The following is a 23,668-nucleotide window of genomic DNA, read 5'->3' on the forward strand; positions in this document are numbered from 1 at the left end:
CCCTCCGGCTGGCCGCTCGTTCGCTGGGTCAATAAGACCAGAGCCTGTGAACCGAGTCAACACGGTTCACGGATTCTGATCGGTACACGTCCGTGAATGCGGGGATCTTGTGTACGCCGGTATGCTCGGCGCACAACGGGACGAGGGGAGCGGGACCGGTGCAGGACAACGCGACAGAGGTGACCGCCGCCGGTATCGCGCGGCTCGCCGGAGTGGGCCGAGCCGCCGTCAGCAACTGGCGCCGCCGGCACGCCGACTTCCCCAAACCGGTCGGCGGCACCGAGACCAGCCCGTCCTTCGCACTCGCCGAGGTGGAGGAATGGCTGCGCGAGCAGGGCAAGCTCGCCGAGGTCCCGTTGCGCGAACGCGTCTGGCAGCAGCTCGCCGGGCACCCCGAGGGCCCGGTCACCGCGCTGGTGCACGCGGGCTGCGCGCTGCTGCTCATCCATGAACGGCCCACTGTCTGGCTGGACGTGAGCGCCGGCTCCGACGAGCGTCTGGCCGCGATGCTGCCGGGCGCGCTGGAGCAGGTGCTGGGTGTGAACACACCGCTTCCCGTGAACACCGGCACACCCGCTCACACCTCGCCCCCCGCTCACACCCCCGCGCTGCGCACCCCGACCGGCCCCCAGCTCCTTCTCTCCGCCCCCCTCCTGCGCGGTGCCGCCGAACTGGCCGCCGAGACGGGGGCGCGGCACACCTTCGAGTTCCTGCTGGGCCGCCATCTGGACGCCAGCCCGCGCCAGTACACGCTCACCCCGGCCGAACTGGCCCGGCTGATGGCCGACCTCGCGGGCCCCGCCCGTACCGTCCTCGACCCGGCCTGCGGCACCGGCGCCCTGCTGCGCGCCGTCGACACCCGCCCCGACCAGGAGCTGTACGCCCAGGACGGCGCCCCCGACCTCGCCGCCCTCACCGCACTGCGCCTCAGGCTGCAGTCCCGCGCCACCGTGCACGCCGCCGCCGGCGACACCCTGCGCGCCGACGCCCATCCGGAGCTGCGCGCCGACGCCGTGCTGTGCCACCCGCCGTTCAACGAGCGCAACTGGGGCCACGACGAACTCGCCTACGACGCCCGCTGGGAGTACGGCTTCCCCGCGCGCACCGAGTCCGAGCTGGCCTGGGTGCAGCACGCGCTGGCCCGGCTGGCCGACGGCGGCACCGCCGTGCTGCTCATGCCGCCGGCCGCCGCCTCCCGCCGCTCCGGGCGCCGGATCCGCGCCGACCTGCTGCGCCGGGGCGCGCTGCGCGCCGTCGTCGCGCTGCCGGTCGGGGCGGCGCCGCCGTACAACATCCCGCTCCACGTGTGGGTGCTGCGCCGGCCCGACCGGACGCCCGCGGCGCCCGAGGTGCTGCTCGCCGACACCGGGCGGTTCGCCGGTGAGGCACGCGGCGGCCCCGACTGGCAGGCGGTGCGGGAGGCCGTGCTCGACGCCTGGCGCGCCTTCGACCGCGCCGGGCGGCTGGCGGAGCGGCCGGGGCTGGCCCGGTCCGTGCCGGTCATCGAACTCCTCGACGACGACGTCGACCTGGCCCCCGCCCGCCATCTGCCGCCCGCGGCGGCCGCCGACGGCGCGGAGCAGCTCACGGCGGTGCGCGAGCGCCTCGGCGAGACGCTGCGGCTGACCGCCGACCTCACCCCGCCCCCCGTCGACCCGGCGCCCCCCGCGCGCTGGCCGCTCACCACCGTCGGTGAACTCGCGCGCGGGGGCACGCTGGTGCTGCGCAGCGGCGGAACCGGCGGCCGCGCGCGCGTGCCCGTCCTCACCGACCACGACGTGCTCGCCGGAACGGCGCCCTCCGGGACGCTGCCGGAGAGCGACGAGGAAGCCGTGGTGACGGAACCGGGCGACGTCGTCGTGCCGGTGCTCGGCGGCGGCACGGTGGCGCGCGTGATCGGCGAGGCGACGCGGGGCGCCGCCCTGGGCCGCAACCTGGTGCTGCTGCGGCCCGATCCGGCGGCGCTCGACCCGTGGTTCCTCGCCGGCTTCCTGCGCGGTACGGCCAACCACCGCCAGGCCAGCAGCTATGCCTCCACGGCCACCCGCCTGGACGTGCGCCGCCTCCAACTGCCCCGGCTCCCGTTCGACGAACAGCGGCGCTACGGCGCGCGGTTCCGTGCCCTCGACGAGTTCGAGCGGGCCGTGCGGCACGCGACCCGGCTCGGGGAGCAGTTGGTGCGCGGGATGTACGACGGGCTCACGGACGGCACCGTCGCGCCGGATTGACGGTGCTCCCGGACAACGGTTCGGTACAACCCGGACCGCTTGTCCGTGCCGGGCCATATGCTCGAAGCGACCATCGCACGAGTGGCGTCAGCCCGGCGGAGCACACCGGGCGGACAGGTACGCCCATTTCAGGCATCAGGAGCAGCCATGCAAGGCCACGGCTACGCACAGCCGGTGAAGCAGCCGCCGCACAACGCGTGGCTGGTCCTCCTGCGCGTGCTGCTGGTGGCGTTCGGTGTCCTCAGCGCCGGCTTCCTCGCCTGGGCCATGCTGCTGCGGCTGGCCGCCGTCACGCGCAGGTCGCTGGACTGGGGCCTGTTCGTGGCCGCGCTGGCGGCCGACGTCCTCGCCATCGTCCTGGTGGGCAGCGAGTCCGGCGACGAGGTCCACACCCCCGGCGGCTACCTGGGCATGACGCTGCTGCTGGGCGGCCTGGTGGTCATCACCGTGTACTACCTGGTGGCGGAGATCCGTCACTACCAGCGGCTGCGTCAGGCGTACGGGAGCGGGGCGGTGTCCGGTTACGGATATCCGGGGCCGGCGGTGCCGTTCCTCGCGACGACCTCGCCGCAGACCCCGGTGCCCGCGCGGCCCCCGGCGCAGCACACGCCCGTGCCGCAGCCCCCGCCGGTCGCCCCGCCGCCGCAGCGCCCGGCGCCCGCCCGCATCGACCAGGTGCGCGCCGAACTGGACGAACTGAGCGACTACCTGCGCAAGCACGACGGCCACCACGACGGCGACGGCATGCGGGACGCCGGCCACGAGGGCGGACGGTGAGCGTGGCGGCGGGACGTGTCGTCGCCGGCCGCTACGAACTGTCCACGCTCATCGGCCAGGGCGGCATGGGTCAGGTGTGGACGGCGTACGACCAGCGGCTGGACCGGCGGGTGGCGGTGAAGCTGCTGCGCCCGGACAAGGTGGCCGGGCAGGAGGCGGACGAACTGCGCCGCCGCTTCGTGCGCGAGTGCCGGGTGACCGCGCAGGTCGACCACCCGGGCCTGGTCACGGTGCACGACGCGGGCAGCGAGGGCGAGGAGCTGTTCCTCGTCATGCAGTACGTCGACGGCGCCGACCTCTCCGACCATCTCGCCGAGCACGACCCGTACCCGTGGCAGTGGGCGGTGGCGGTGGCCGCGCAGCTGTGCGCCGTGCTGAGCGCGGTGCACGCCGTGCCGATCGTGCACCGTGACCTCAAACCGCGGAACGTCATGGTGAAGCAGGACGGTACGGTCACCGTCCTCGACCTGGGCGTGGCCTCCGTCATGGACACCGACACCACCCGCCTCACCCACACCGGCTCCCCGATCGGCTCGCCCGCCTACATGGCGCCCGAGCAGGCCATGGGCGGCGCGGTCGGCCCGTACACCGACCTGTACGCGCTCGGCGTGCTGATGCACGAACTGCTGAGCGGCGACGTGCCGTTCGCCGGCTCCACCGCGCTCGGCGTGCTGCACCGGCACCTGTACGAGCCGCCGCTGCCGGTGCGCCGCATCCGCCCCGAGGTCCCCGAAGCGCTGGAGTCGCTCGTCCTGCGCCTGCTGGCCAAGGACCCGCAGCACCGGCCGGACTCCGCGCAGGAGGTGTACGAGCACCTGGCGCTGCTGCTGCCCGCGCGCGGCATGCCCACCGGGGCGCCGCTGGACCCGACGCGCCCCTTCCTGCGGCCGCACGCCCCCTGGCCGGACCGCGCGCGCACGCCCGCGCCGCAGCCCGCCCCCGTCGCGCCCGCGCCGCCCGCCGCCGGGAAGCCCGACGTCGCCGCCGCCGTCGACGAGGTCAAGCGCCTGCTCGGGGAGGGCCGCATCACCCAGGCCGTGGACATACTCGGCGCGATCCTGCCCGCCGCGGCCGAACAGCACGGCGAGCGCTCCCCGGTGGTGCGCACCCTGCGCAAGCAGTACGCGGCCACCCTCCTCGACGACGGCCAGTACCGGCGCGCACTGCCCGAACTGCGCCGCCTCGCCGACGAGCGCGCCGCCGAGGCCGGGCAGGCCGACCCGCAGTCCCTGCGCTTCCGCTACGAGGCGGCCCAGTGCCTGGAGCAGCTCGGCGAACCGGCGGCGGCACTCGCCGAGTACCGCGCGCTGCTGCCGTACTACGAGAACCAGTACGTCTCCGGCGACCCGCAGCTCGCCCACGACGTGCGCCGCCGCATCGGCCACCTGCTGCTCGCCCTCGGCGACCGGCCGGCCGCCCACGACACGCTGGCGCGGCTGCTGGTGGACGTCGAGCGCTTCCGCGGCGCCGGTGACCCGCTGGCCGCGGAGATCCGCCGGACCCTGCAGTGGCTGGGACAGGTGCGCGGGTAGTTTTTGCCGTTGCCTGGGAGATTCTTGTGCTCTACAAGGGGTTGAGTTTCCCGAACGCATGATCGGCGCGGGATAGGTTGCGGTTCGTTTTCGCCACGCACTTTTGAGCAGGGGTGGGGTTTCATGGCAGGCCATCGGCAGTCGAAGAGACGCAGGTACGTCACGTGGGCCGTGGCGGGTACTGCCGTCGTCGCCGGAGGGGGCATCGCCGCGCAGACCTCGATGGCGGCCACCTCCTGGCCCGCGCAGAAGACGTTCACCGGGCGCGCCTTCGACACCTGCACCGCGCCCTCCAAGGCGACGATGAAGGCCTGGCACACCGGCTTCTACGGCGCGGCCGCCGTCTACGTGGGCGGCAAGAACCGCGGCTGCGCCCAGCCCAACCTGACGTCCTCCTGGGTGACGTACGTCAGCGGCCTCGGCTGGAAGCTCGTCCCGATCTACGTCGGCGCCCAGCCGCCCTGCCAGACCAGCTCCAACCCGGAGAAGCTCACCGCGTCCACCGCGGCCTCCCTCGGCACCAGCGACGCCAACGACGCCGTGGCCAAGGCCGCCGCGCTCGGCATGAAGGCCGGCAGCGCGATCTACCTGGACATGGAGCCGTACGACGTCACCAACAAGTCGTGCAACGACGCCGTGCTCACCTACGTCCGCGCCTTCGACAAGGAACTGCGCGTCAAGACGTACCGCGCCGGCTACTACGGCTTCACCAGCTCCAGCGCCAAGGCCATCGCCACCGCGAGCGACAAGACCGACCTGCCGGGCAACCTCTGGTACGCGCTGTGGGACAAGAAGAACACCACGACCTCGGACTGGCCTTGGGGTTCGACCCAGTTCACCAACCACAGCCGCGCCCACCAGTACATGGTCAACAGCAAGGAGTCGCACGGCGGTGTCACGCTCACCGTCGACCGTGACGCGTGGGACGCGCCGGTGGCCATCACCGGCTGACCCGTACCCCGGGCCGGGGAGGCGCGGCGGTGCCCGAAGCGCGTGCGAATCGTTGGTCGAATGGGTTGGCCGCAGGCTGCCCACTGCCTAACATCGATCACCGCAAGACTTTGTGCGCCCGCCCGTCGCCCGACCACCACCCCCGGCGGAGGCGCTGGCGCGCCGCAGTGTCATTGCAATCTCCCTTGGAGGTCTCCTTGCACCGCCGCCGTCGCACCGCGCTCCTCCTCTCCGCCGCGATCGCCGCCGCGGCACCCGTCCTCACCGCCTGCGGAAGCGAAGCGCACCCGGGCGCCGCCGCGGTCGTGGGAGGGCAGCGGATCACCGTCGGCCAGCTCGAGGGCCGGGTCAACGAGGTACGCCGGGCGCAGCGGGCCGTGGTGCAGGACGAGACCCAGTACCAGCAGGTCCTCGCCTCCACCGGCAGCCTGACCCGCGACACCCTGCACAACATGGTCCTGGACCAGGTGCTGCACCGCGCCGCGCGGGACGAGGGGATCGCGGTCACCCGCAGAGAGGTCTCCCGGATGCGGGCCGGCCTGGAGCAGCAGGCGGGCGGCGCCAAGGGCCTGGAGACCGCCTGGCTGCAGAAGTACGGCATCGCGCCCGGCCGCCTGGACGACAACCTCCGGCTCCAGCTCGAGGCGCAGAAGCTCGCCGCGAAGCTCGGCACCGACACCACGCAGCCCGCCTTCTGGAAGGCCCTGTCCCGGGCCTCCCAGGAACTCCACGTCGATCTCAACCCGCGCTACGGCGCCTGGGACGTGCAGAAGAGCAGCCGCGTGGACGCCAAGACGCCCTGGGTGCGGGAGGCCACGGCGACGGGGGCGCGGCAGCCGGCGTAGCGGGCGGCCGGCGGTCCTGTGCCGGTGCCGGAACGGTACGGCAGGGGTCGGCGGGGGCCGGTCGGTCATACGATCACACGTTGTCCCCGGCCCTGTGGACAACCGATCCCCTCCCTCTTCCCCGTGGGTTACGTTCGGATGGTGAACGCAACCAGCCCCGAAGCCGCCCCCGGCCGCATCGTCCTGCTCACCACCAGCCACCGTGTCGCGCCCGGCCTGCTGTCCTGGCCCGCCTGGCAGGCGCTGCGCGCCGCCGACGCCGTGCTGTGCGCGGACGGCGCCCATCCGCAGCTGCCCTATCTGCGGGAGGCCGGGATATCCGTGGCGGAGGCGTCGCCCACCGCGCAGGAGCTGGTCGACGCCTGCGCGGGCGGGCGGACGGTGGTGGTCGTGGCCATGGGGGAGGGAGAGCCCGCCCTCACCGACGGCCTCGCCCGCCTCGCCGGTTCCGGGCGGTTCCGGATGCCCGAGCTGGAGCTGCTGCCCGCCTCCTACGACCTGCCCGGCGCCCGCCTCCTCGACCTCGTCCAGGTCATGGACCGCATCCGTGTCGAATGCCCCTGGTCGTCCCGGCAGACCCACCTGGGCCTGGCGAAGTACGGGATCGAGGAGGCGTACGAACTGGTCGAGGCGATCGAGGCCGGCGACCGGGAGGAGCTGCGCGAGGAGCTGGGTGACGTCCTCCTCCAGGTCGTCTTCCACTCCCGCATCGCCGAGGAGGACCCGGAGGCGCCGTTCTCCGTCGACGACGTGGCCGGCGGCATCGTCGCCAAGCTGATCCACCGCCACCCGCACGTCTTCGGCGACGAGACGGCCGAGACCCCGGAGGACGTCAAGGAGCACTGGCTGCGCACCAAGGCCGAGGAGAAGCGGCGCACCTCGGTCACCGAGGGCGTCCCCCTCGGCCAGCCCGGCCTCGCCCTCGCCGCCAAGCTCGCCTCCCGCACCCGCACGGCGGGCCTGGAGGTGCCGCTGCCCGAGGGTGACGGCATCGGCTACGAGCTGCTGGCCCTGGCGGTCCGCGCGGAGGCGGACGGCGTGGACCCGGAGGCGGCACTGCGGGCGGCGGCGCGGGTGTACCGGGACGCGATACGGGCGGCGGAGCACTGACACCTCTGCCAAGCGCCTCGGTGACGGCGCCTCAGGTCAGTACCGTTGCCCCAGGGCACGCGCGGACGGCCAGGGGGCTTGAGTGGAGCAGCAGTTGGAGGAGCTGGCGGTCGAGGGGGCGGAAGTGCTCATCGACTCGCTGTGGTCACGGCCTGCGAACACCAGGTGCGTGAACATGTTCGCGGAGTGGTTCGAGCGCCATGAGCGTCGCCAGTACGCCGATCTCGTCCGCGGGTTCAACGCCAACAGTGCCAGGTCCGACACGCGTTGGGCGGCCCACGACCGGTGGAGCCGACGCGTCGGGGCGGTGCTTGCGCGGGGCGACGAACAGGCCGTTGTCGAACTGGTCGGCATAGTCGCTCAGTTCAGGATGCCCAAGGGGAAGGCGCGGCCCGCGGCCGCCGCTGTGCCGGTCCCCGCCCCCGCCGCGCCCGTCCAGGCAGGCGCGGCGGGCGATCACGTCGACTTCCGCGAGGGCACCTTCAACGCCCCCGTCATCGGGGTCCAGCACACCTATGGGCACCCCGGCGGTGCCTCCCTCCCCGACCCCGGCACGTGGCCCACGGTCGGTACGGCCGACCCCGTCGCCCTGGGCGTCCACCGGGCCCAGCGCCTCGGCACGGGGAACGAGCTGCCCCCGTACGTCGGCCGGGACGCGGACCACCGGCTGGTCCGGCTGCTGCACGCGGGCGGTCTCGTCGTGGTGACCGGCGAGCCGCTGTCCGGCAAGAGCCGCACCGCGTGGCAGGCGGTCCGCAACGCCCTGCCGGAGAACACGCGCGTGTACGCGCCCTCACCGGGGGCGGACCTGCGCGCGCTGCCCGGTGTGCTGCGCGAGCGCCGGGGCTCCTACCTCCTGTGGCTGGACGACCTGGACGGCCATCTGGGCGAACTCGGGCTGGACGTGGGGCTGCCGGCCCAGCTCGCCGCCCTCCGGGTGCCGGTCGTCGCGACGATGAACGACGAGGCCTACGACGCGCACCGGTTCGGCGGCGGACGGGCCGCCCGGGTGCTGAGCCGGGTGGAGACGGTCGAACTCGCCCGGGAGTGGAGCCCGCGCGAAACGGCCGCGCTGGAGGCGGTGGACGATCCCCGGCTGGCCGGGGCCCGGGAGGGACGCGGCCGGCTCACGGTGACGGAGTACCTGGCGGTCGGCCCGGAGCTGTGGGACGAGTGGCGGCGGGCGCGCAGGGCCGGCGCGCACCCCGCGGGTCACTTCCTGGTCCGCGCCGCCGCCGACGCCGCGCGGTGCGGTCTCGCCGGGCCGCTCTCGGCGCGCGTGCTGGGCGGCCTGGTGGCCGCGTACTTCGCGGATGTGCCCCAGGAGCACTGGCCGGAGCAGGAGTGGGAGTCGCGGGAGGAGGCCCTGGCCTGGGCGGTCGGACCGCGGTTGGGGGTGACCGGCCTGCTGGTTCCGGACACCGAGGACGCCGACGCCCATGAGGCCTACGGATCACTGCGGGCGGACCTCGATGCCGACGAGGAGTACACGGACGTACCGGTGTACGTGTGGCTCGAGGTGATGAGCGCCGCCGAGACAGCGGGGTCCGACGCCGTCGATGCCGTGGCCCGGGAGGCGAACCGGGAGCTGTCCGGCCGGGCGGAGGAGGGCGACGGCGGAGCCATGGTCGTGCTCGGCGTCATGGCGCAGATCAGGGAGGACAGGGACGGCTGCCTCACCTGGTTCGAGAAGGCGGTGGCCGCCGGCCTGCCGAACGAGCAGCTGGTGCGCGATGTGAACGGCGCGCTGGGCGACATGCTTGTCGAGGACGAACAGTACGAGAAGGCGCTCCCGTATCTCAGGGAGGCGGCCGAGCACGGTGACGCCAACGCCGCGTACACCTTCGCCCGAGCGCTGCGCCGGTGGGCCGACCACTGGATCCAGCGGGCCGCCGCCGACGGTCACGCGGCGGCCAAGGCGGAGCTGGCGTCCGCGACCGATACCGTCGAGGAGTGACCGACCAGCCCGCCCCGCCCAGCACCGCCCCGGAACTGTTCACCTGGGAGTTCGCCGCCGACCCCTACCCCGCCTACGCCTGGCTGCGCGAGCACGAGCCCGTGCGCCGGACGCGGCTGCCCAGCGGGGTCGAGGCCTGGCTGGTCACCCGGTACGCCGACGCCCGGCAGGCCCTCGCCGACCAGCGGCTGAGCAAGAACCCCGCGCACCACGACGAGCCCGCGCACGCCAAGGGCAAGACCGGTATCCCGGGCGAGCGCAAGGCCGAGCTGATGACGCACCTGCTGAACATCGACCCGCCGGACCACAGCAGGCTGCGCAGACTGGTCAGCAAGGCGTTCACGCCGCGCCGGGTCGCCGAGTTCGCGCCCCGGGTGCAGGAGCTGACCGACGACCTCATCGACCGGTTCGTCAGGACGGGCTCCGCCGACCTCATCCACGAGTTCGCCTTCCCACTGCCCATCTACGCCATCTGCGACCTGCTCGGCGTCCCGCGCGAGGACCAGGACGACTTCCGCGACTGGGCCGGGATGATGATCAGGCACGGTGGAGGACCGCGCGGCGGGGTCGCCCGGTCGGTGAAGAAGATGCGCGGCTACCTCGCCGAACTGATCCACCGCAAGCGCGCGGCACTGCCGGCCGAGCCCACCCCGGGGGAGGACCTGATCTCCGGTCTCATCCGCGCCTCCGACCACGGTGAACACCTCACCGAGAACGAGGCCGCCGCGATGGCCTTCATCCTTCTGTTCGCCGGCTTCGAGACGACCGTCAACCTCATCGGCAACGGCACCTACGCCCTGCTCACCCACCCCGAGCAGCGCCACCGGCTGCAGGACTCCCTCGCCCGCGGCGAACAGGGCCTGCTCGAGACCGGCGTCGAGGAACTGCTGCGCTACGACGGCCCGGTCGAGCTGGCCACCTGGCGGTTCGCCACCCAGCCGCTCACCCTCGGCGGGCAGGACGTCGCGGCCGGCGACCCGGTGCTCGTCGTCCTCGCGGCCGCCGACCGGGACCCGGAGCGGTTCGCCGACCCGGACGTCCTCGATCTCGCCCGCGGCGACAACCAGCACCTCGGCTACGGCCACGGCATCCACTACTGCCTCGGTGCCCCGCTCGCCCGCCTGGAGGGCCGGACCGCGCTCGCCACGCTCCTCACCCGCCTCCCCGACCTGCGGCTCGCGGCCGATCCGGCGGACCTGCGCTGGCGCGGCGGGCTCATCATGCGCGGGCTGCGCACCCTGCCCGTGGAGTTCACCCCGGCCGCGGAAAAGGCCGTACAACCGTAAACATGACGGGCGTTCAACTCTGTGATCTTCACGTGATCTGTGCGGCATGAACTTGTGACAAGTGATCGTATGCCTATACCTTCACCCATCAGCGCGGCCCGAGCATTGGGCACCGCGCTGGTCCCGCTGTCGCACGAAAGGCTTCCGCATGCTCTCCGGGAACGGTCGTCACCGTCGCCCCCGTCAGGCTCCGGCTCTTCTCGTCGCGGCCGGAGTGACCGGCTCCGCCATCGCCATCCCGCTCCTCGGTGCCGCGAGCGCCAACGCGGCCGACGGCACCACCTGGGACAAGGTCGCCGAGTGCGAGAGCGGCGGCTCCTGGAGCGCCGACACGGGCAACGGGTACTACGGCGGGCTGCAGATCTCCCAGGACGACTGGGGCGCCTACGGCGGCACCAAGTACGCCGCCACCGCCGACCAGGCCAGCCGTTCGCAGCAGATCGCCGTCGCCGAGAAGATCCTCGCCGACAAGGGCACCACGCCCTGGACCACCTGTGCCCTGCTCTCCGGTCTGACCGCCGACTCCGGGTCCCTGGACGTCGACACGGGCGTCGGAGGCTCCGGGAAGTCCGACTCGGACCACGGCGAGTCCGGCGACTCCTCCGGCTCCACGGACTCGTCCGGTTCCGCCGGTGATTCCGACTCGTCCGGCCTGCCGGATTCCTCCTCTTCGTCCGACTCCTCCTCGGACGCGACCGGCAAGTCGTCCTCGGACGTGGGCAAGGAGGCCGGTTCCAAGGGATCGGACAAGAGCGCAGACACCCCCAAGTCCGACAAATCCGCATCGCCGCGCGCCGAGGAGTCACAGGGGAGCGAGTCCCCGGCCACGGATCCCGTTGTGGAGGACTCGGACAATTCGTGGCAGACCGGCGGTTCTTGGAGCCTCGTCGACACGGGAGCGCTCGGCAGTGGCGGACGTCACCGCGGCGGTAACGCGGACGAAAGCGTGACAAACGGTCAGAATGCCACCTCGTCGGGCAAGCATGCCTCCCGCGGGACGGACACCTACACCGTCCGCGAGGGCGACACCCTCGCCTCCATCGCCGACTCCCTTGACGTGGACGGCGGATGGCATGAGCTGTACGCCCTGAACGAGAAGGCCATCGGCTCCGACCCGAACCAGGTCGTCGCCGGTCAGACCCTGGAAGTCGGTAGCGAAACGGGCCAAAAGCAGCGGTAGTTGACGCCCGTATTGGCTACTGATGTCCGTTTCGGTGAAAGTGTGGGATGAGTCTCAGAAGCCCTGATCGTCTTTGAAATTCCCTCGATCGCGTGTCTACGGTCGTGACCGCTCGTCACCACGAGCCCCGGCTGTCGCAACGCCGAATCCTGCCAGCGGCCGCCCGGGAACAGTCGTCGCGTAAAGCGCCGTAGGCAGGAGCGGGGGACCCAAGGTAAGTGCCGGAACCAGCGGTCGCGCTGGAACCGGCTAGGGGTGGAGCCGCGGCCCGTGAAAGCGGGCCTGCGACCGGGCAACTCAACCGGCCCGAACCCGACAGCTCACCTCGCAGGCGTCGGTGAGGGGATCCATCCATGCTGTTTTCCAGCAAGGGCAAGCACCGCCGTCCGTCCAAGGCCACCCGTGCCATCGCGCTCGCCGGTGTCACCGGCGCCGCCGTCGCCGCCCCGCTGATGGCGGCCGGCAACGCCTCCGCCGCCACCACCTCCGAGTGGGACGCGGTCGCCCAGTGCGAGTCCGGTGGCAACTGGTCCATCAACACCGGCAACGGCTACTACGGCGGTCTGCAGTTCTCCGCCTCCACCTGGGCCGCCTACGGCGGCACGCAGTACGCCGGGCAGGCCAACCAGGCCTCCAAGGCCCAGCAGATAGCCGTCGCCGAGAAGGTCCTCGCGGCCCAGGGCAAGGGCGCCTGGCCGGTGTGCGGCAAGGGCCTGTCGAGCACCCCCTACAGCGGCTCCGCCCCGAGCAGCTCTTCCAAGAGCACCTCCTCGGGCAGCACCGCCACCCGCTCCACCGACCCGCAGGCCGCCTCCCGCTCCAGCGAGCGCCCGGCCGCGAGTGCGAAGAAGACCGTCACCACCCCGACCGGCAAGAAGGTCAAGAAGGGCGACGGCGAGTACAAGGTGGTCAAGGGCGACACCCTCGGCACCATCGCCGACAAGCACAAGGTCGAGGGCGGCTGGCAGCAGCTCTTCAAGCTGAACAAGGACATCGTCGAGGACGCCGACCTCATCTACCCGGGCCAGCAGCTGCACCTGAAGTGACACCTGGCTCCGACCGGAACCACAGTGCCCTCACAAGGCCGTCCCCCAAGCTGAAGGCCTCGTGAGGGCCATTCGCCCCGTCCCCCACGGGCTCCCCGCCCCGGTGCGTGTTCCCCCGTACGCACCGGGGCGGGGCTGTGTTTTTCCCGGCCCTTCCCCTTCTTGTTCGCGGGACCTCACCCGAATTGTTCGCGGGACCTCGCCCGAACCCCTTTGTTCCGGGCAGGAACAATGGGTACGGTCTCCCTGTCCACGGGACGGTCGGTCGGTGGCCGACGCCCCTTGGACGGTTAGGCTCTAGTCGCAGGGCAGGGCCGTAAGGCACCCCGCCCCGCACTTCCAGCGTCACATCCAAGAAGGAGATGCTCGTGCCGTCCATCGACGTCGTCGTAGCCCGGGAAATCCTGGACTCCCGAGGCAACCCCACGGTCGAGGTCGAGGTCGGCCTCGACGACGGCAGCACGGGTCGTGCCGCCGTTCCGTCCGGTGCCTCCACCGGTGCCTTCGAGGCCATCGAGCTCCGTGACGGCGACCCCAACCGCTACCAGGGCAAGGGCGTCGAGAAGGCCGTCCTCGCCGTCATCGAGCAGATCGGCCCGGAGCTGGTCGGCTACGACGCCACCGAGCAGCGCCTGATCGACCAGGCCATGTTCGACCTGGACGCCACGGACAACAAGGGCTCGCTCGGCGCCAACGCCATCCTCGGCGTCTCCCTCGCCGTCGCGCACGCCGCCTCCGAGGCCAGTGACCTGCCGCTGTTCCGCTACCTGGGCGGCCCGAACGCGCACCTGCTGCCGGTGCCGATGATGAACATCCTGAACGGCGGCTCGCACGCCGACTCCAACGTGGACATCCAGGAGTTCATGATCGCCCCGATCGGCGCGGAGTCCTTCTCCGAGGCCCTGCGCTGGGGCACCGAGGTCTACCACACGCTGAAGAAGGTCCTGAAGAGCAAGGGCCTGTCCACCGGCCTCGGTGACGAGGGCGGTTTCGCCCCGAACCTCGGCTCCAACCGCGAGGCCCTCGACCTCATCCTCGAGGCCGTCAAGGAAGCCGGCTACGCGCCCGGCGAGCAGATCGCCCTCGCGCTCGACGTCGCCGCCTCCGAGTTCTACAAGGACGGCAAGTACCTCTTCGAGGGCAAGGAGCGCTCCGCCGCCGAGATGACGGAGTACTACGAGGAGCTCGTCGCGGCCTACCCGCTCGTCTCCATCGAGGACCCGCTGTTCGAGGACGACTGGGCCGGCTGGAAGATCATCACCGACAAGCTCGGCGACAAGGTCCAGCTCGTCGGCGACGACCTGTTCGTCACCAACCCCGAGCGCCTCGCCCGCGGCATCGACGAGGGCGCCGCCAACGCCCTGCTGGTCAAGGTCAACCAGATCGGCTCGCTCACCGAGACCCTGGACGCCGTCGAGCTGGCCCAGCGCAACGGCTTCAAGTGCATGATGTCCCACCGCTCCGGTGAGACCGAGGACGTCACCATCGCCGACCTGGCCGTCGCCACCAACTGCGGCCAGATCAAGACCGGCGCCCCGGCCCGCTCCGAGCGCGTCGCCAAGTACAACCAGTTGCTGCGCATCGAGGAGATCCTCGACGACGCCGCGGTGTACGCCGGCCGCAGCGCGTTCCCGCGCTTCCGCGGCCACACCGACGTCTCCAAGGGCTGACCTCCACCGGGCCGATCCGAACGGGACGGCCCGGATATCAGCCAGTCGTACGTACGTCCCCGTACCCGGTCCCGTACCGTGTGCGGGGACGTACGCACGTGGAAGGGGAGGCGGAGAGCCAGATGGCCGTCAGGGACCGGGACCGTTTCTCCACCGCCACCAGGCTGCGCGCACTCGGCGAGCAGACCGCGGCCAAGGTCTACCGCTCCCAGACCAAACGGCAGGCCCGCCGCTCCCGGCTCACCGGCCGCGCGGCCCTGCTGGCACTGGTGCTGTGCTCGCTGATCGTCGCCCTCGCCTACCCGATGAGGCAGTACGTCTCCCAGCGCGCCGAGATCTCGGACCTCCAGCGGGAGCGGGAGCAGGCCCGGCAGCGCGTCGAACAGCTGCGTGACGTCAAGGCGCGCTGGCAGGACGACGCCTACGCCGAGCAGCAGATCCGGCGCCGGCTGCACTATGTGATGCCCGGGGAGACCGGCTACGTCGTCGTCGACCCGGGCGGGGCCAAGCAGTCCCGCGCCGATCTCGGGGCCGCCCGCCGGCCCTGGTACGCGAACGTCTGGGACGGGGTCGACAAGGCCGACGCCTCCGACCAGTGACCCGCCCCCGGCCGGCCACCGGCCGCCACCAGTAACCGGCCCGCGAGCCGGCCACCGACAGAAAGCCACCCGGAAAGCAGTCATGGAAACGCCTCCGCCGCCCACTCCGCGCACCGAGCCCACCGACGCGGACGTCGAGGCCTTCAAGCAGCAGCTGGGCCGCCCGCCGCGGGGCCTGCGGGCCATCGCGCACCGCTGCCCCTGCGGCCGGCCGGACGTCGTGGAGACGGCGCCCCGGCTGCCCGACGGCACGCCCTTCCCGACGACGTACTACCTGACGTGCCCGCGCGCCAACTCGGCGATCGGCACGCTGGAGGCGGGCGGCGTCATGAAGGAGATGACCGAACGGCTGGGTACCGACCCGGAGCTGGCCGCGGCCTACCGGGCCGCCCACGAGGACTACATCCGGCGCCGGGACGAGATCGAGGTGCTGGCGGGCTTTCCGAGCGCCGGCGGCATGCCGGACCGGGTGAAGTGCCTGCACGTGCTGGTGGCCCACTCGCTGGCCGCCGGACCGGGCGTGAACCCCCTCGGCGACGAGGCGATCGCGATGCTCCCCGAGTGGTGGAGCAAGGGACCGTGCGTGACGCCGTGCGGGCCGGCCGGGGAGGACGAGAAGTGACCCGCGTGGCCGCCGTCGACTGCGGTACGAACTCCATCCGCCTGCTGGTCGCCGACGCCGATCCCGTGACCGGTGAACTCGTCGAGCTGGACCGGCGAATGACGATCGTGCGGCTCGGGCAGGGCGTCGACCGCACCGGCCGGCTCGCCCCCGAGGCGCTGGAGCGGACCTTCGCCGCCTGCCGCGAGTACGCCGAGGTCATCAAGGAGCACGGCGCGGAGAGGATCCGCTTCGTGGCCACCTCCGCCTCCCGGGACGCCGAGAACCGGGACGACTTCGTGCGCGGTGTCGTGGACATCCTCGGCGTCGAGCCCGAGGTCATCACCGGCGAGCAGGAGGCCGAGTTCTCCTTCACCGGCGCGACCAACGAGCTCAGGGGCCGCGACGACCTGCCCCGCCCCTACCTCGTCGTGGACATCGGCGGCGGCTCCACCGAGTTCGTCGTCGGCGACGACCACGTACGGGCCGCGCGGTCGGTGGACGTCGGGTGCGTGCGGATGACCGAACGGCACCTGGTGCACGAGGGCAAGGTCACCGATCCGCCCACCGAGGAGCGGATCGCGGCCATAAGGGCGGACGTAGAGGCCGCCCTCGACCTCGCCGAGCGGACGGTCCCGCTGCGTGAGGCGCGCACCCTGGTCGGCCTCGCCGGCTCGGTCACCACCGTGTCGGCGATCGCCCAGGAACTGCCCGAGTACGACTCCGCGCGCATCCACCACTCCCGCGTCACCCGGGAGCGCGTCCGCGAGATCACGGACGAACTGCTGCGCTCCACGCACGCCGAGCGCGCGGCGATCCCCTCCATGCACCCGGGCCGGGTCGACGTGATCGGCGCGGGCGCCCTCCTGCTGCTCGCGATCATGGAGCGGACCGGGGCCGAGGAGGTCGTCGTCAGCGAGCACGACATCCTCGACGGCATCGCCTTCAGCGCGGCACGGATCGTGACGCCGTAACGCGGTACCGGTGCCGTCGGCGCCCCCGGTCGGAACTCTTCTTCCGGGGGCTTCTTTCCACCCTGACGCTACTGATGAGTAGCCTCTGTTGAGCAGCTCGGATAACGTGTGAGCGAGCCGTTCGGCGCCTCCGGCGACACCCCGTCGGGAAAGTTCGTGAACTTCTTCACAAGGAATTCCGTCCCGTTCGGCCGGGAAACAGGGCCGGTTGGCCCTTCCGGGGGTTCATCTGCCGTTTGAACATGTTCAGATGGTGGGTGCACGAGGGGCCCGGGGGAGACGCTCCGAGGATGTTTCCGGTCCCTCACGGAGGTCCTGAATCGGCAGAGAGGCAGCTCACGCGCCCTTGACAACGGGTCAGACCGCCCCGCGGTTCCGACTCCGCGACATGACCTGCGTCACGCGGGCCGCGCAGTTTAGCACAGGGCCTGCAGGAGCTTGTGAAGGGGCGCACGAGCAGCCCCCCTGAGCCGGGTGGATACTCGATGCCATGAGCACCACGGAGCGTCCCAGGATCCTCGTAGTAGGCGGTGGGTACGTAGGCCTGTACGCAGCTCGGCGCATCCTCAAGAAGATGCGCTACGGCGAGGCGACCGTCACGGTCGTCGACCCCCGGTCGTACATGACCTACCAGCCCTTCCTCCCCGAAGCCGCCGCCGGCAGCATCTCCCCTCGCCACGTCGTCGTCCCGCTGCGACGCGTGCTGCCGAAGGCGGAGGTCCTCACCGGCCGGGTCACCACCATCGACCAGGACCGCAAGGTCGCCACGATCTCCCCGCTCGTGGGCGAGGCGTACGAGCTGCCCTTCGACTACCTGGTCATCGCGATGGGCGCGGTCTCCCGCACCTTCCCGATCCCCGGCCTCGCCGAGCAGGGCATCGGCATGAAGGGCATCGAGGAGTCCATCGGCCTGCGCAACCACGTCCTGGAGCAGCTGGACAAGGCCGACTCCACGACCGACGAGGAGATCCGCCGCAAGGCGCTCACCTTCGTCTTCATCGGCGGTGGCTTCGCGGGCGCGGAGACCATCGGCGAGGTCGAGGACATGGCCCGGGACGCGGCCAAGTACTACAAGAACGTCTCCCGCGAGGACATGCGGTTCGTCCTCGTCGACGCCGCCGACAAGATCCTCCCCGAGGTCGGCCCCAAGCTCGGCCAGTACGGCAAGGAGCACCTGGAGAGCCGCGGCGTGGAGATCTACCTCTCCACCTCCATGGACTCGTGCGTGGACGGCCACGTCGTGCTGAAGAACGGCCTCGAGGTCGACTCCAACACGATCGTCTGGACCGCCGGCGTCAAGCCGAACCCGGCCCTCGCCCGCTTCGGCCTGCCCCTCGGCCCGCGCGGCCACGTCGACTGCGAGCCCACGCTCCAGGTCAAGGGCACCGACTACATCTGGGCCGCCGGTGACAACGCCCAGGTCCCGGACCTCGTCGGCCGCAAGGCGGGCAACGAGAACGCCTGGTGCCCGCCGAACGCCCAGCACGCGCTGCGCCAGGCCCGTGCCCTCGGCGACAACGTGATCTCCGGTCTGCGGGGCTTCCCGCAGAAGGAGTACGAGCACGCCAACAAGGGTGCGGTGGCCGGTCTCGGCCTGCACAAGGGCGTGGCGATGATCGTCATGGGCAAGGTGAAGATCAAGCTCAAGGGCCGCCTCGCCTGGTACATGCACCGTGGCTACCACGGCATGGCGATGCCGACCTGGAACCGCAAGATCCGCGTCTTCGCCGACTGGACCCTCGGCATGTTCCTCAAGCGCGAGGTCGTCTCCCTGGGCGCCATGGAGAACCCGCGCGAGGAGTTCTACGAGGCCGCCAAGCCGGCCCCGGTCGCCGCCGCCAGCAAGACCGGCGAGAAGGCCAAGGCCTCCTGACCCTCGTTCCACCACCGGTCGCCGAACCGGTGCCGTAGTTACCCGAGAGACCTCCTGCCATCCGTGGTGCGGGAGGTCTTTCGGCGTTCCGGCGGGCCGTGGAGAGGGGGAGTTTGCCCAGCTGTAACTCCTTTGCGGGACTGCGCCGGAGGCCGCACGGTGTTTACGTGGTAACGGACATCCGGGATCGTCGTCTTGGAGGTGTGCGCCATGGCCGAAGCCGCGTCGCGGCTGAGGAGTGTTGCCGAGCAGTTGCTGGGAGTGCCGCTACCGCTGCGGATCCGTGCCTGGGACGGTTCGCAGGCCGGCCCGCCAGGTGCCCCGGCCGTCGTCGTCCGCAACCGCCGGGCCCTGCGCCGGCTGCTGTTCAAGCCCGGCGAGTTGGGCCTGGCCCGGGCCTGGGTCGCCGGGGACCTGGACATCGAGGGCGACCTCTACGGAGTCCTCGAGGTCGTGGCGGGGCTGGTGTGGGAACGCGACGAGGACGCGCGCGGCCTCGCCGAGGCGCTGCGCGACCCCGAGGTGCGGGCCGCCGGGCGCGAGCTGCTGCGGCTCGCCGGGCCGCCGATCCCGCCCGCCCCGCCGCGCGAGGAGGTCCGCAGACGCCGTCACCTGCACACACGGCACAGCGACCGGCGGGCCATCAGCCACCACTACGACGTCGGCAACGACTTCTACGAACTCGTCCTCGGCCCCTCGATGGTCTACTCGTGCGCCTACTGGCAGGACGGCGGCACCCTGGAGTCCGCCCAGCGGGACAAGCTCGAACTCGTCTGCGCCAAGCTCGGCCTGACGGAGGGGCGGCGGCTGCTGGACGTCGGCTGCGGCTGGGGCTCGATGGCCATCCACGCGGCCCGTGAGCACGGCGTGCGCGTCGTCGGCGTCACCCTCTCCCAGGAACAGGCGGCGTACGCCCGTAAACGCGTCGCGGACGAGGGGCTGACCGACCGCGTGGAGATCCGCGTCCAGGACTACCGGGACGTCACGGACGGCCCCTACGACGCGATCTCCTCCATCGGCATGGCCGAACACGTCGGTACCGAGCGCTACCTGGAGTACGCGAGCGCCTTGTACGCCCTGCTGAAGCCCGGCGGACGACTGCTCAACCACCAGATCGCCCGCCGCCCGCAGCGCGACGAATCCTCGTACGAGGTCGACGCCTTCATCGACTCCTACGTCTTCCCCGACGGCGAACTCGCCCCGATCGGCACCACCGTCACCCAGCTCGAGCGGGCCGGCTTCGAGGTCCGGGACGTGGAGTCGATCCGCGAGCACTACGCCCGCACCCTGCGCGAGTGGGTCACCCGGCTGGAGGCCGGCCGGGACCGCGCGATGCGCCTCACCAGCCCCGGCCGGACCCGCGTCTGGCTTCTGTACATGGCCGCCTGCGCGCTCGCCTTCGAGCGCAACCGCATCGGCGTCAACCAGGTCCTGGCCGTCCGCACCCCCGACCGGGGCGCCTCCGGGCTCCCGCTGCGCACCCGCACCTGGAACACCTGACACGCCGGGACACGACGAGGGGCCCCGTTCCGTCACGCGGAACGGGGCCCCGGTCGTCCGTGCGGCTACTCGGCCTTGATGGCCGCCAGCATGTTCAGCCGCGCCGCGCGCCGGGCCGGCCACAGGGCGGCCAGCACCCCGACCACCCCCGCCAGCAGCAGGAAGAGCGCCATCCGGCCCCAGGGCAGGACCAGTTCGTACGTCGGCATCTTCGTGCCCAGCAGCTCACCGGCCGCCCAGCCGAAGAACACGCCGAGGCCGATGCCGAGCACCCCGCCGAACAGGGAGATCACCAGCGACTCCAGGCGGACCATCCGCTTGACCGACCTGCGGTCCAGGCCGATCGCGCGCAGCATGCCGATCTCCTGGGAGCGCTCGAAGACCGACATGGCCAGGGTGTTGATGACGCCGAGGACCGCGACGATCACCGCCATGCCGAGCAGGCCGTAGACCATGTTCAGCATCAGCGTGAACATCTTGGCGATGTCGTTGGAGATGTCCTTCTTGTCCTGGACCCGGATCGCCGGGTTGGAGCCGAGGGCCTTCTCCAGCCCGTCCTTCGCGCCGTCGGACGCGCCGCCCTCGGTCCTGACCATCACCTGCATGTCGGCCGGGTCGGTCAGATGCGGGGTGAGGACCTTGTTGTCGAGCATGATCCCGTTGAGCATGTCGTTGCCCTCGTAGATCCCGGCCACCGTGAGACCGCGCGCCGCGCCGTCCTCGAAGTGCGCGGTGAACCGGGAGCCGACCCGCCAGCCGTGCCTTTCGGCCCGGTCCTTGTCCACGACGATCCGTGAGCCGCCCACGGTGAAGGAGCCGTCGTCCACCTTCAAATCCGTCAGCTTGCCGATCGCCGAGCCGTCGACGCCGGTCAGGTACTCCGTCTCGCCGCCGATCCGGGACGCGCCGTTGCGCAGCGGGCTGCTGGCGGTGACACCGTCGGCGCCGGCGAGCCTGCGCGCCACGTCCGGGGAGAGCGGGCCGCGGTTGGCCATCGACACGACGTAGTCCGCGCGGATCGCCGAGCTGGCCATCCGGTCGATCGACGTCTGCAGGCTGCCCGCCATCACCGTCATGCCGGTGATCAGCGTCAGGCCGATCATCAGCGCGGACGCCGTGGCCGCCGTACGGCGCGGGTTGCGCACCGAGTTCTGGCGGGCCAGCTTGCCCGACACCCCGAACACGCGCAGCACGGGCGCGGCGGCCGCGATCAGCGGGCGGGACAGCAGCGGGGTCAGGATGAACACGCCGATGATGAGCAGGACCGCGCCGAGACCCATCAGGCCCTGGGCGGACGCGGCGTCCATCGTCGTGGCCGCGAGGACCACCGCGACGCCGGCCGCCGAGAACAGCGCGCCGAGCGTGTTGCGCAGTACCAGCGACTTGGTGGTCGCCTTGGCGTGCACGCTGCTCATCGCCGCCACCGGCGGGATCCTCGCCGCGCGGCGGCCCGGCAGCCAGGCGGCCAGCACGGTGATGACGATGCCGACGGCGAGGGCGGTCAGCACGGTGCCCGGCGTGATCACCAGCGGCCCGTCGGGCACGCTCGCGCCGAACGAGCCCAGCAGTGACCGCAGGCCCGCGCCGATGCCGACACCGGCGGCCAGACCGGTCACCCCGGCGACCGTGCCGACCACCAGCGCCTCGATCAGCACCGAGCGGGTGACCTGCCGGCGGGAGGCGCCGACCGCCCGCAGCAGGGCCAGTTCCCTGGTGCGCTGGGCGACCAGCATGGTGAAGGTGTTGGCGATGATGAACGTGCCGACGAACAGGGCGATGCCGGCGAACACCAGCAGGCCCTGCTTCAGACCGCTCATCGAGGCGGAGATCATCTCGGCCTGGTCGTCGGCGAGCCGCTTGCCGGTGGTGGTCTCCACCAGGTGCGACGGCAGCGTCTTGTCCAGTGCCGTCTTGAGCGCGCTCTGGCCGGTTCCCGCCGCCGCCTTCACATCGATCTCGTCGTACGTGCCCTTCTTGCCGAACAGGGCCTGCGCGGTGGGCGTGTCGAACAGGGCGAGGCTGCCGCCGGCGGCCACGTTGCCGTCGTCGGTGCTGAAGATGCCGCTGATGCGCGGGGTGAGGACGGGTCCGTCCACCGAGAGCCGGACGGTGTCGCCGACCTTGTAGCCGGCCCGCTCGGCGGTTCTGGCGTCGATCAGCACCTCACCCCGGCCGCTGGGCGCGTGTCCGGCGGCCAGGGGGTAGCGGGCGTCCTTGGTGCCCCAGTAGTTGCCGCCCTCGGACTGCCAGCCGTCGCCGAGCAGCTTGCCGTCCTTGCCGGCGATCGCGGTGAAGCCGGTGACGACACCGGTCGCGGAGGCGGCGCCGGGCGCCTTGGCGGCCCGGTCGAGCAGGGCCTGGGTCAGCTCGGGGGTCTTGCCGACCTGGTCGCCCTCGGAGTCCTGGTACTCGGGCCGTACGGCGACGTCGACCTGGTCGAAGCCCTTGGCGGAGCTCTTCTGGTAGGCGTCCGAGATGGTGTTGGTGAAGACGAGGGTCCCGGACACGAACGCCACGCCGAGCATGACGGCGAGCACGGTCATCAGGAGCCGGGCCTTGTGCGCGGAGACGTTGCGCAGGGCGGTGCGGAACATCAGCTGGTACGGCCCTTCGCGTCGAACTGCTTCATGAGGTCGAGGACGGAGTCGGCGGTGGGGCCGTGGATCTCGTCGACGATCCGGCCGTCGGCGAGGAGGACCACGCGGTCCGCGTACGCCGCCGCCACCGGGTCGTGGGTCACCATGACCACCGTCTGGCCCAGCTCGCGCACCGAGTTGCGCAGGAAGCCCAGCACCTCGGCGCCCGAGCGCGAGTCGAGGTTTCCGGTCGGCTCGTCACCGAAGATGATCTCCGGCTTGGAGGCGAGCGCACGGGCGACGGCCACGCGCTGTTGCTGACCGCCGGAGAGCTGCGAGGGCCGGTGGCCGAGCCGTCCGGACAGCCCGACCATCTGGATGACCTGGTCGAGCCACGCCTTGTCGGCCTTCCGGCCCGCGATGTCCATCGGCAGGGTGATGTTCTCCAGCGCGGTCAGCGTCGGCAGCAGGTTGTAGGCCTGGAAGATGAAGCCGATCTTGTCCCGGCGGAGCTTGGTGAGCTGCTTGTCCTTCAGGGAGCCCAGCTCGGTCTCGCCGATCCGCACGGATCCCGAGGAGAAGGTGTCCAGACCCGCCACGCAGTGCATCAGCGTGGACTTGCCGGAACCGGACGGCCCCATGATGGCGGTGAACTCCGCCTGCCGGAAGTCGACCGAGACCTGGTCCAGGGCGACCACCCGGGTCTCGCCCTGCCCGTAGATCTTCGACAGCTCGGTGGCGCGTGCGGCCACGGCCGTGGTCCGGCCGGCGGTGGGTGTGGTGGTCACGGGAGGGTGCTCCTGTCGGGACGACGTCTGTTTCGGGACTTGATCCATCGTCCCGGCCGCCGGCGCGCGTGTAGTCAGCCGCTGTTCCGGTTCCGGGGGGCGACTCCGGTCGGACGGAGCGGGCCCGTGTCATACCTGGGGAGGACGGGAGACCCTGACCCGCGCGGTGGCCAGA

At 71.8% G+C, this 23,668-nt stretch carries 18 protein-coding genes and 1 riboswitch; of the genes, 16 read left to right on the forward strand and 2 right to left on the reverse strand.

Annotated elements, in window-relative coordinates; translation table 11 throughout:
* Nucleotides 1-158: 158 nt before the first annotated feature.
* From ACFVVO_RS14345 to ACFVVO_RS14420, 16 genes are all read left to right on the forward strand, one after another.
* A complete protein-coding gene (locus ACFVVO_RS14345) occupies nt 159-2,228 on the forward strand; it encodes an N-6 DNA methylase (protein WP_390054754.1) in 2,070 nt (689 codons plus the stop codon).
* 147 nt (nt 2,229-2,375) lie between these two features.
* Nucleotides 2,376-3,005, forward strand: coding sequence for a hypothetical protein (locus tag ACFVVO_RS14350; RefSeq protein ID WP_390054755.1), 630 nt, complete (start codon nt 2,376-2,378; stop codon nt 3,003-3,005).
* Between the two features lie 38 nt (nt 3,006-3,043).
* A complete protein-coding gene (locus ACFVVO_RS14355) occupies nt 3,044-4,537 on the forward strand; it encodes a protein kinase (RefSeq protein ID WP_390054910.1) in 1,494 nt (497 codons plus the stop codon).
* Nucleotides 4,538-4,660: 123 nt separating this feature from the next.
* Nucleotides 4,661-5,488 carry a glycoside hydrolase domain-containing protein gene (locus ACFVVO_RS14360; RefSeq protein ID WP_390054756.1) on the forward strand — a complete coding sequence of 276 codons (828 nt, stop codon included), beginning with the start codon at nt 4,661-4,663 and terminating at the stop codon, nt 5,486-5,488.
* 197 nt (nt 5,489-5,685) lie between these two features.
* On the forward strand, nt 5,686-6,333 hold the full coding sequence (locus tag ACFVVO_RS14365) for a SurA N-terminal domain-containing protein (RefSeq protein WP_390054757.1): 648 nt from the start codon (nt 5,686-5,688) through the stop codon (nt 6,331-6,333).
* A gap of 141 nt (nt 6,334-6,474) precedes the next feature.
* Nucleotides 6,475-7,443 carry a nucleoside triphosphate pyrophosphohydrolase gene (locus ACFVVO_RS14370; RefSeq protein ID WP_390054758.1) on the forward strand — a complete coding sequence of 323 codons (969 nt, stop codon included), beginning with the start codon at nt 6,475-6,477 and terminating at the stop codon, nt 7,441-7,443.
* An 82-nt stretch (nt 7,444-7,525) separates the two neighbouring features.
* Nucleotides 7,526-9,400 (forward strand): sel1 repeat family protein, encoded by a 1,875-nt coding sequence (locus ACFVVO_RS14375; protein ID WP_390054759.1) that lies wholly within the window; start codon nt 7,526-7,528, stop codon nt 9,398-9,400.
* Nucleotides 9,397-10,686 (forward strand): cytochrome P450, encoded by a 1,290-nt coding sequence (locus tag ACFVVO_RS14380; protein WP_390054761.1) that lies wholly within the window; start codon nt 9,397-9,399, stop codon nt 10,684-10,686. The genes ACFVVO_RS14375 and ACFVVO_RS14380 overlap by 4 nt, the downstream gene beginning before the upstream one ends.
* A 148-nt stretch (nt 10,687-10,834) precedes the next feature.
* Nucleotides 10,835-11,866 (forward strand): transglycosylase family protein, encoded by a 1,032-nt coding sequence (locus tag ACFVVO_RS14385; protein ID WP_390054762.1) that lies wholly within the window; start codon nt 10,835-10,837, stop codon nt 11,864-11,866.
* A 176-nt stretch (nt 11,867-12,042) separates the two neighbouring features.
* Nucleotides 12,043-12,215, forward strand: a riboswitch (cyclic di-AMP (ydaO/yuaA leader).
* 4 nt (nt 12,216-12,219) lie between these two features.
* Complete coding sequence (locus ACFVVO_RS14390; protein WP_390054764.1) at nt 12,220-12,912, forward strand: transglycosylase family protein; 693 nt, start codon at nt 12,220-12,222, stop codon at nt 12,910-12,912.
* Between the two features lie 362 nt (nt 12,913-13,274).
* Entirely contained in the window at nt 13,275-14,582 is a 1,308-nt protein-coding gene (gene eno / locus ACFVVO_RS14395; protein ID WP_390054766.1) for a phosphopyruvate hydratase, read from the forward strand.
* Nucleotides 14,583-14,704: 122 nt separating this feature from the next.
* Entirely contained in the window at nt 14,705-15,181 is a 477-nt protein-coding gene (locus tag ACFVVO_RS14400) for a septum formation initiator family protein (protein ID WP_390054768.1), read from the forward strand.
* Nucleotides 15,182-15,263: 82 nt separating this feature from the next.
* Nucleotides 15,264-15,803, forward strand: coding sequence for a DUF501 domain-containing protein (locus ACFVVO_RS14405; protein ID WP_390054770.1), 540 nt, complete (start codon nt 15,264-15,266; stop codon nt 15,801-15,803).
* Nucleotides 15,800-16,756, forward strand: a complete 957-nt coding sequence (locus ACFVVO_RS14410; RefSeq protein ID WP_390054772.1) for an exopolyphosphatase — start codon at nt 15,800-15,802, stop codon at nt 16,754-16,756. Before ACFVVO_RS14405 ends, ACFVVO_RS14410 begins: the two co-directional genes overlap by 4 nt.
* Nucleotides 16,757-17,246: 490 nt before the next feature.
* Entirely contained in the window at nt 17,247-18,629 is a 1,383-nt protein-coding gene (locus ACFVVO_RS14415; protein ID WP_390054773.1) for an NAD(P)/FAD-dependent oxidoreductase, read from the forward strand.
* A gap of 210 nt (nt 18,630-18,839) precedes the next feature.
* Nucleotides 18,840-20,129 (forward strand): class I SAM-dependent methyltransferase, encoded by a 1,290-nt coding sequence (locus ACFVVO_RS14420; RefSeq protein WP_390054774.1) that lies wholly within the window; start codon nt 18,840-18,842, stop codon nt 20,127-20,129.
* A gap of 65 nt (nt 20,130-20,194) precedes the next feature.
* On the opposite strand, the gene ACFVVO_RS14425 is transcribed toward ACFVVO_RS14420, so the two are convergent.
* Together ACFVVO_RS14425 and ACFVVO_RS14430 are read right to left on the reverse strand one after the other, a co-directional pair.
* On the reverse strand, nt 20,195-22,723 hold the full coding sequence (locus ACFVVO_RS14425; protein WP_390054776.1) for an ABC transporter permease: 2,529 nt from the start codon (nt 22,721-22,723) through the stop codon (nt 20,195-20,197).
* Nucleotides 22,723-23,493 carry an ABC transporter ATP-binding protein gene (locus tag ACFVVO_RS14430; protein WP_390054778.1) on the reverse strand — a complete coding sequence of 257 codons (771 nt, stop codon included), beginning with the start codon at nt 23,491-23,493 and terminating at the stop codon, nt 22,723-22,725. Before ACFVVO_RS14430 ends, ACFVVO_RS14425 begins: the two co-directional genes overlap by 1 nt.
* Nucleotides 23,494-23,668 lie beyond the last annotated feature (175 nt).

The organism is Streptomyces sp. NPDC058145 (assembly GCF_042884245.1).
Taxonomy (GTDB): Bacteria; Actinomycetota; Actinomycetes; order Streptomycetales; family Streptomycetaceae; genus Streptomyces.

What these genes read in the sequence shown, in the direction of transcription:
- ACFVVO_RS14350 (WP_390054755.1), top strand. Translation starts at nt 2,376, where the DNA reads ATGCAAGGCCACGGCTACGCACAGCCGGTGAAGCAGCCGCCGCACAAC.
- ACFVVO_RS14360 (WP_390054756.1), top strand. Translation starts at nt 4,661, where the DNA reads ATGGCAGGCCATCGGCAGTCGAAGAGACGCAGGTACGTCACGTGGGCC.
- ACFVVO_RS14385 (WP_390054762.1), top strand. Translation starts at nt 10,835, where the DNA reads ATGCTCTCCGGGAACGGTCGTCACCGTCGCCCCCGTCAGGCTCCGGCT.
- ACFVVO_RS14390 (WP_390054764.1), top strand. Translation starts at nt 12,220, where the DNA reads ATGCTGTTTTCCAGCAAGGGCAAGCACCGCCGTCCGTCCAAGGCCACC.
- eno (WP_390054766.1), top strand. Translation starts at nt 13,275, where the DNA reads ATGCTCGTGCCGTCCATCGACGTCGTCGTAGCCCGGGAAATCCTGGAC.
- ACFVVO_RS14400 (WP_390054768.1), top strand. Translation starts at nt 14,705, where the DNA reads ATGGCCGTCAGGGACCGGGACCGTTTCTCCACCGCCACCAGGCTGCGC.
- ACFVVO_RS14405 (WP_390054770.1), top strand. Translation starts at nt 15,264, where the DNA reads ATGGAAACGCCTCCGCCGCCCACTCCGCGCACCGAGCCCACCGACGCG.
- ACFVVO_RS14415 (WP_390054773.1), top strand. Translation starts at nt 17,247, where the DNA reads ATGAGCACCACGGAGCGTCCCAGGATCCTCGTAGTAGGCGGTGGGTAC.
- ACFVVO_RS14420 (WP_390054774.1), top strand. Translation starts at nt 18,840, where the DNA reads ATGGCCGAAGCCGCGTCGCGGCTGAGGAGTGTTGCCGAGCAGTTGCTG.
- ACFVVO_RS14425 (WP_390054776.1), bottom strand. Translation starts at nt 22,723, where the DNA reads ATGTTCCGCACCGCCCTGCGCAACGTCTCCGCGCACAAGGCCCGGCTC.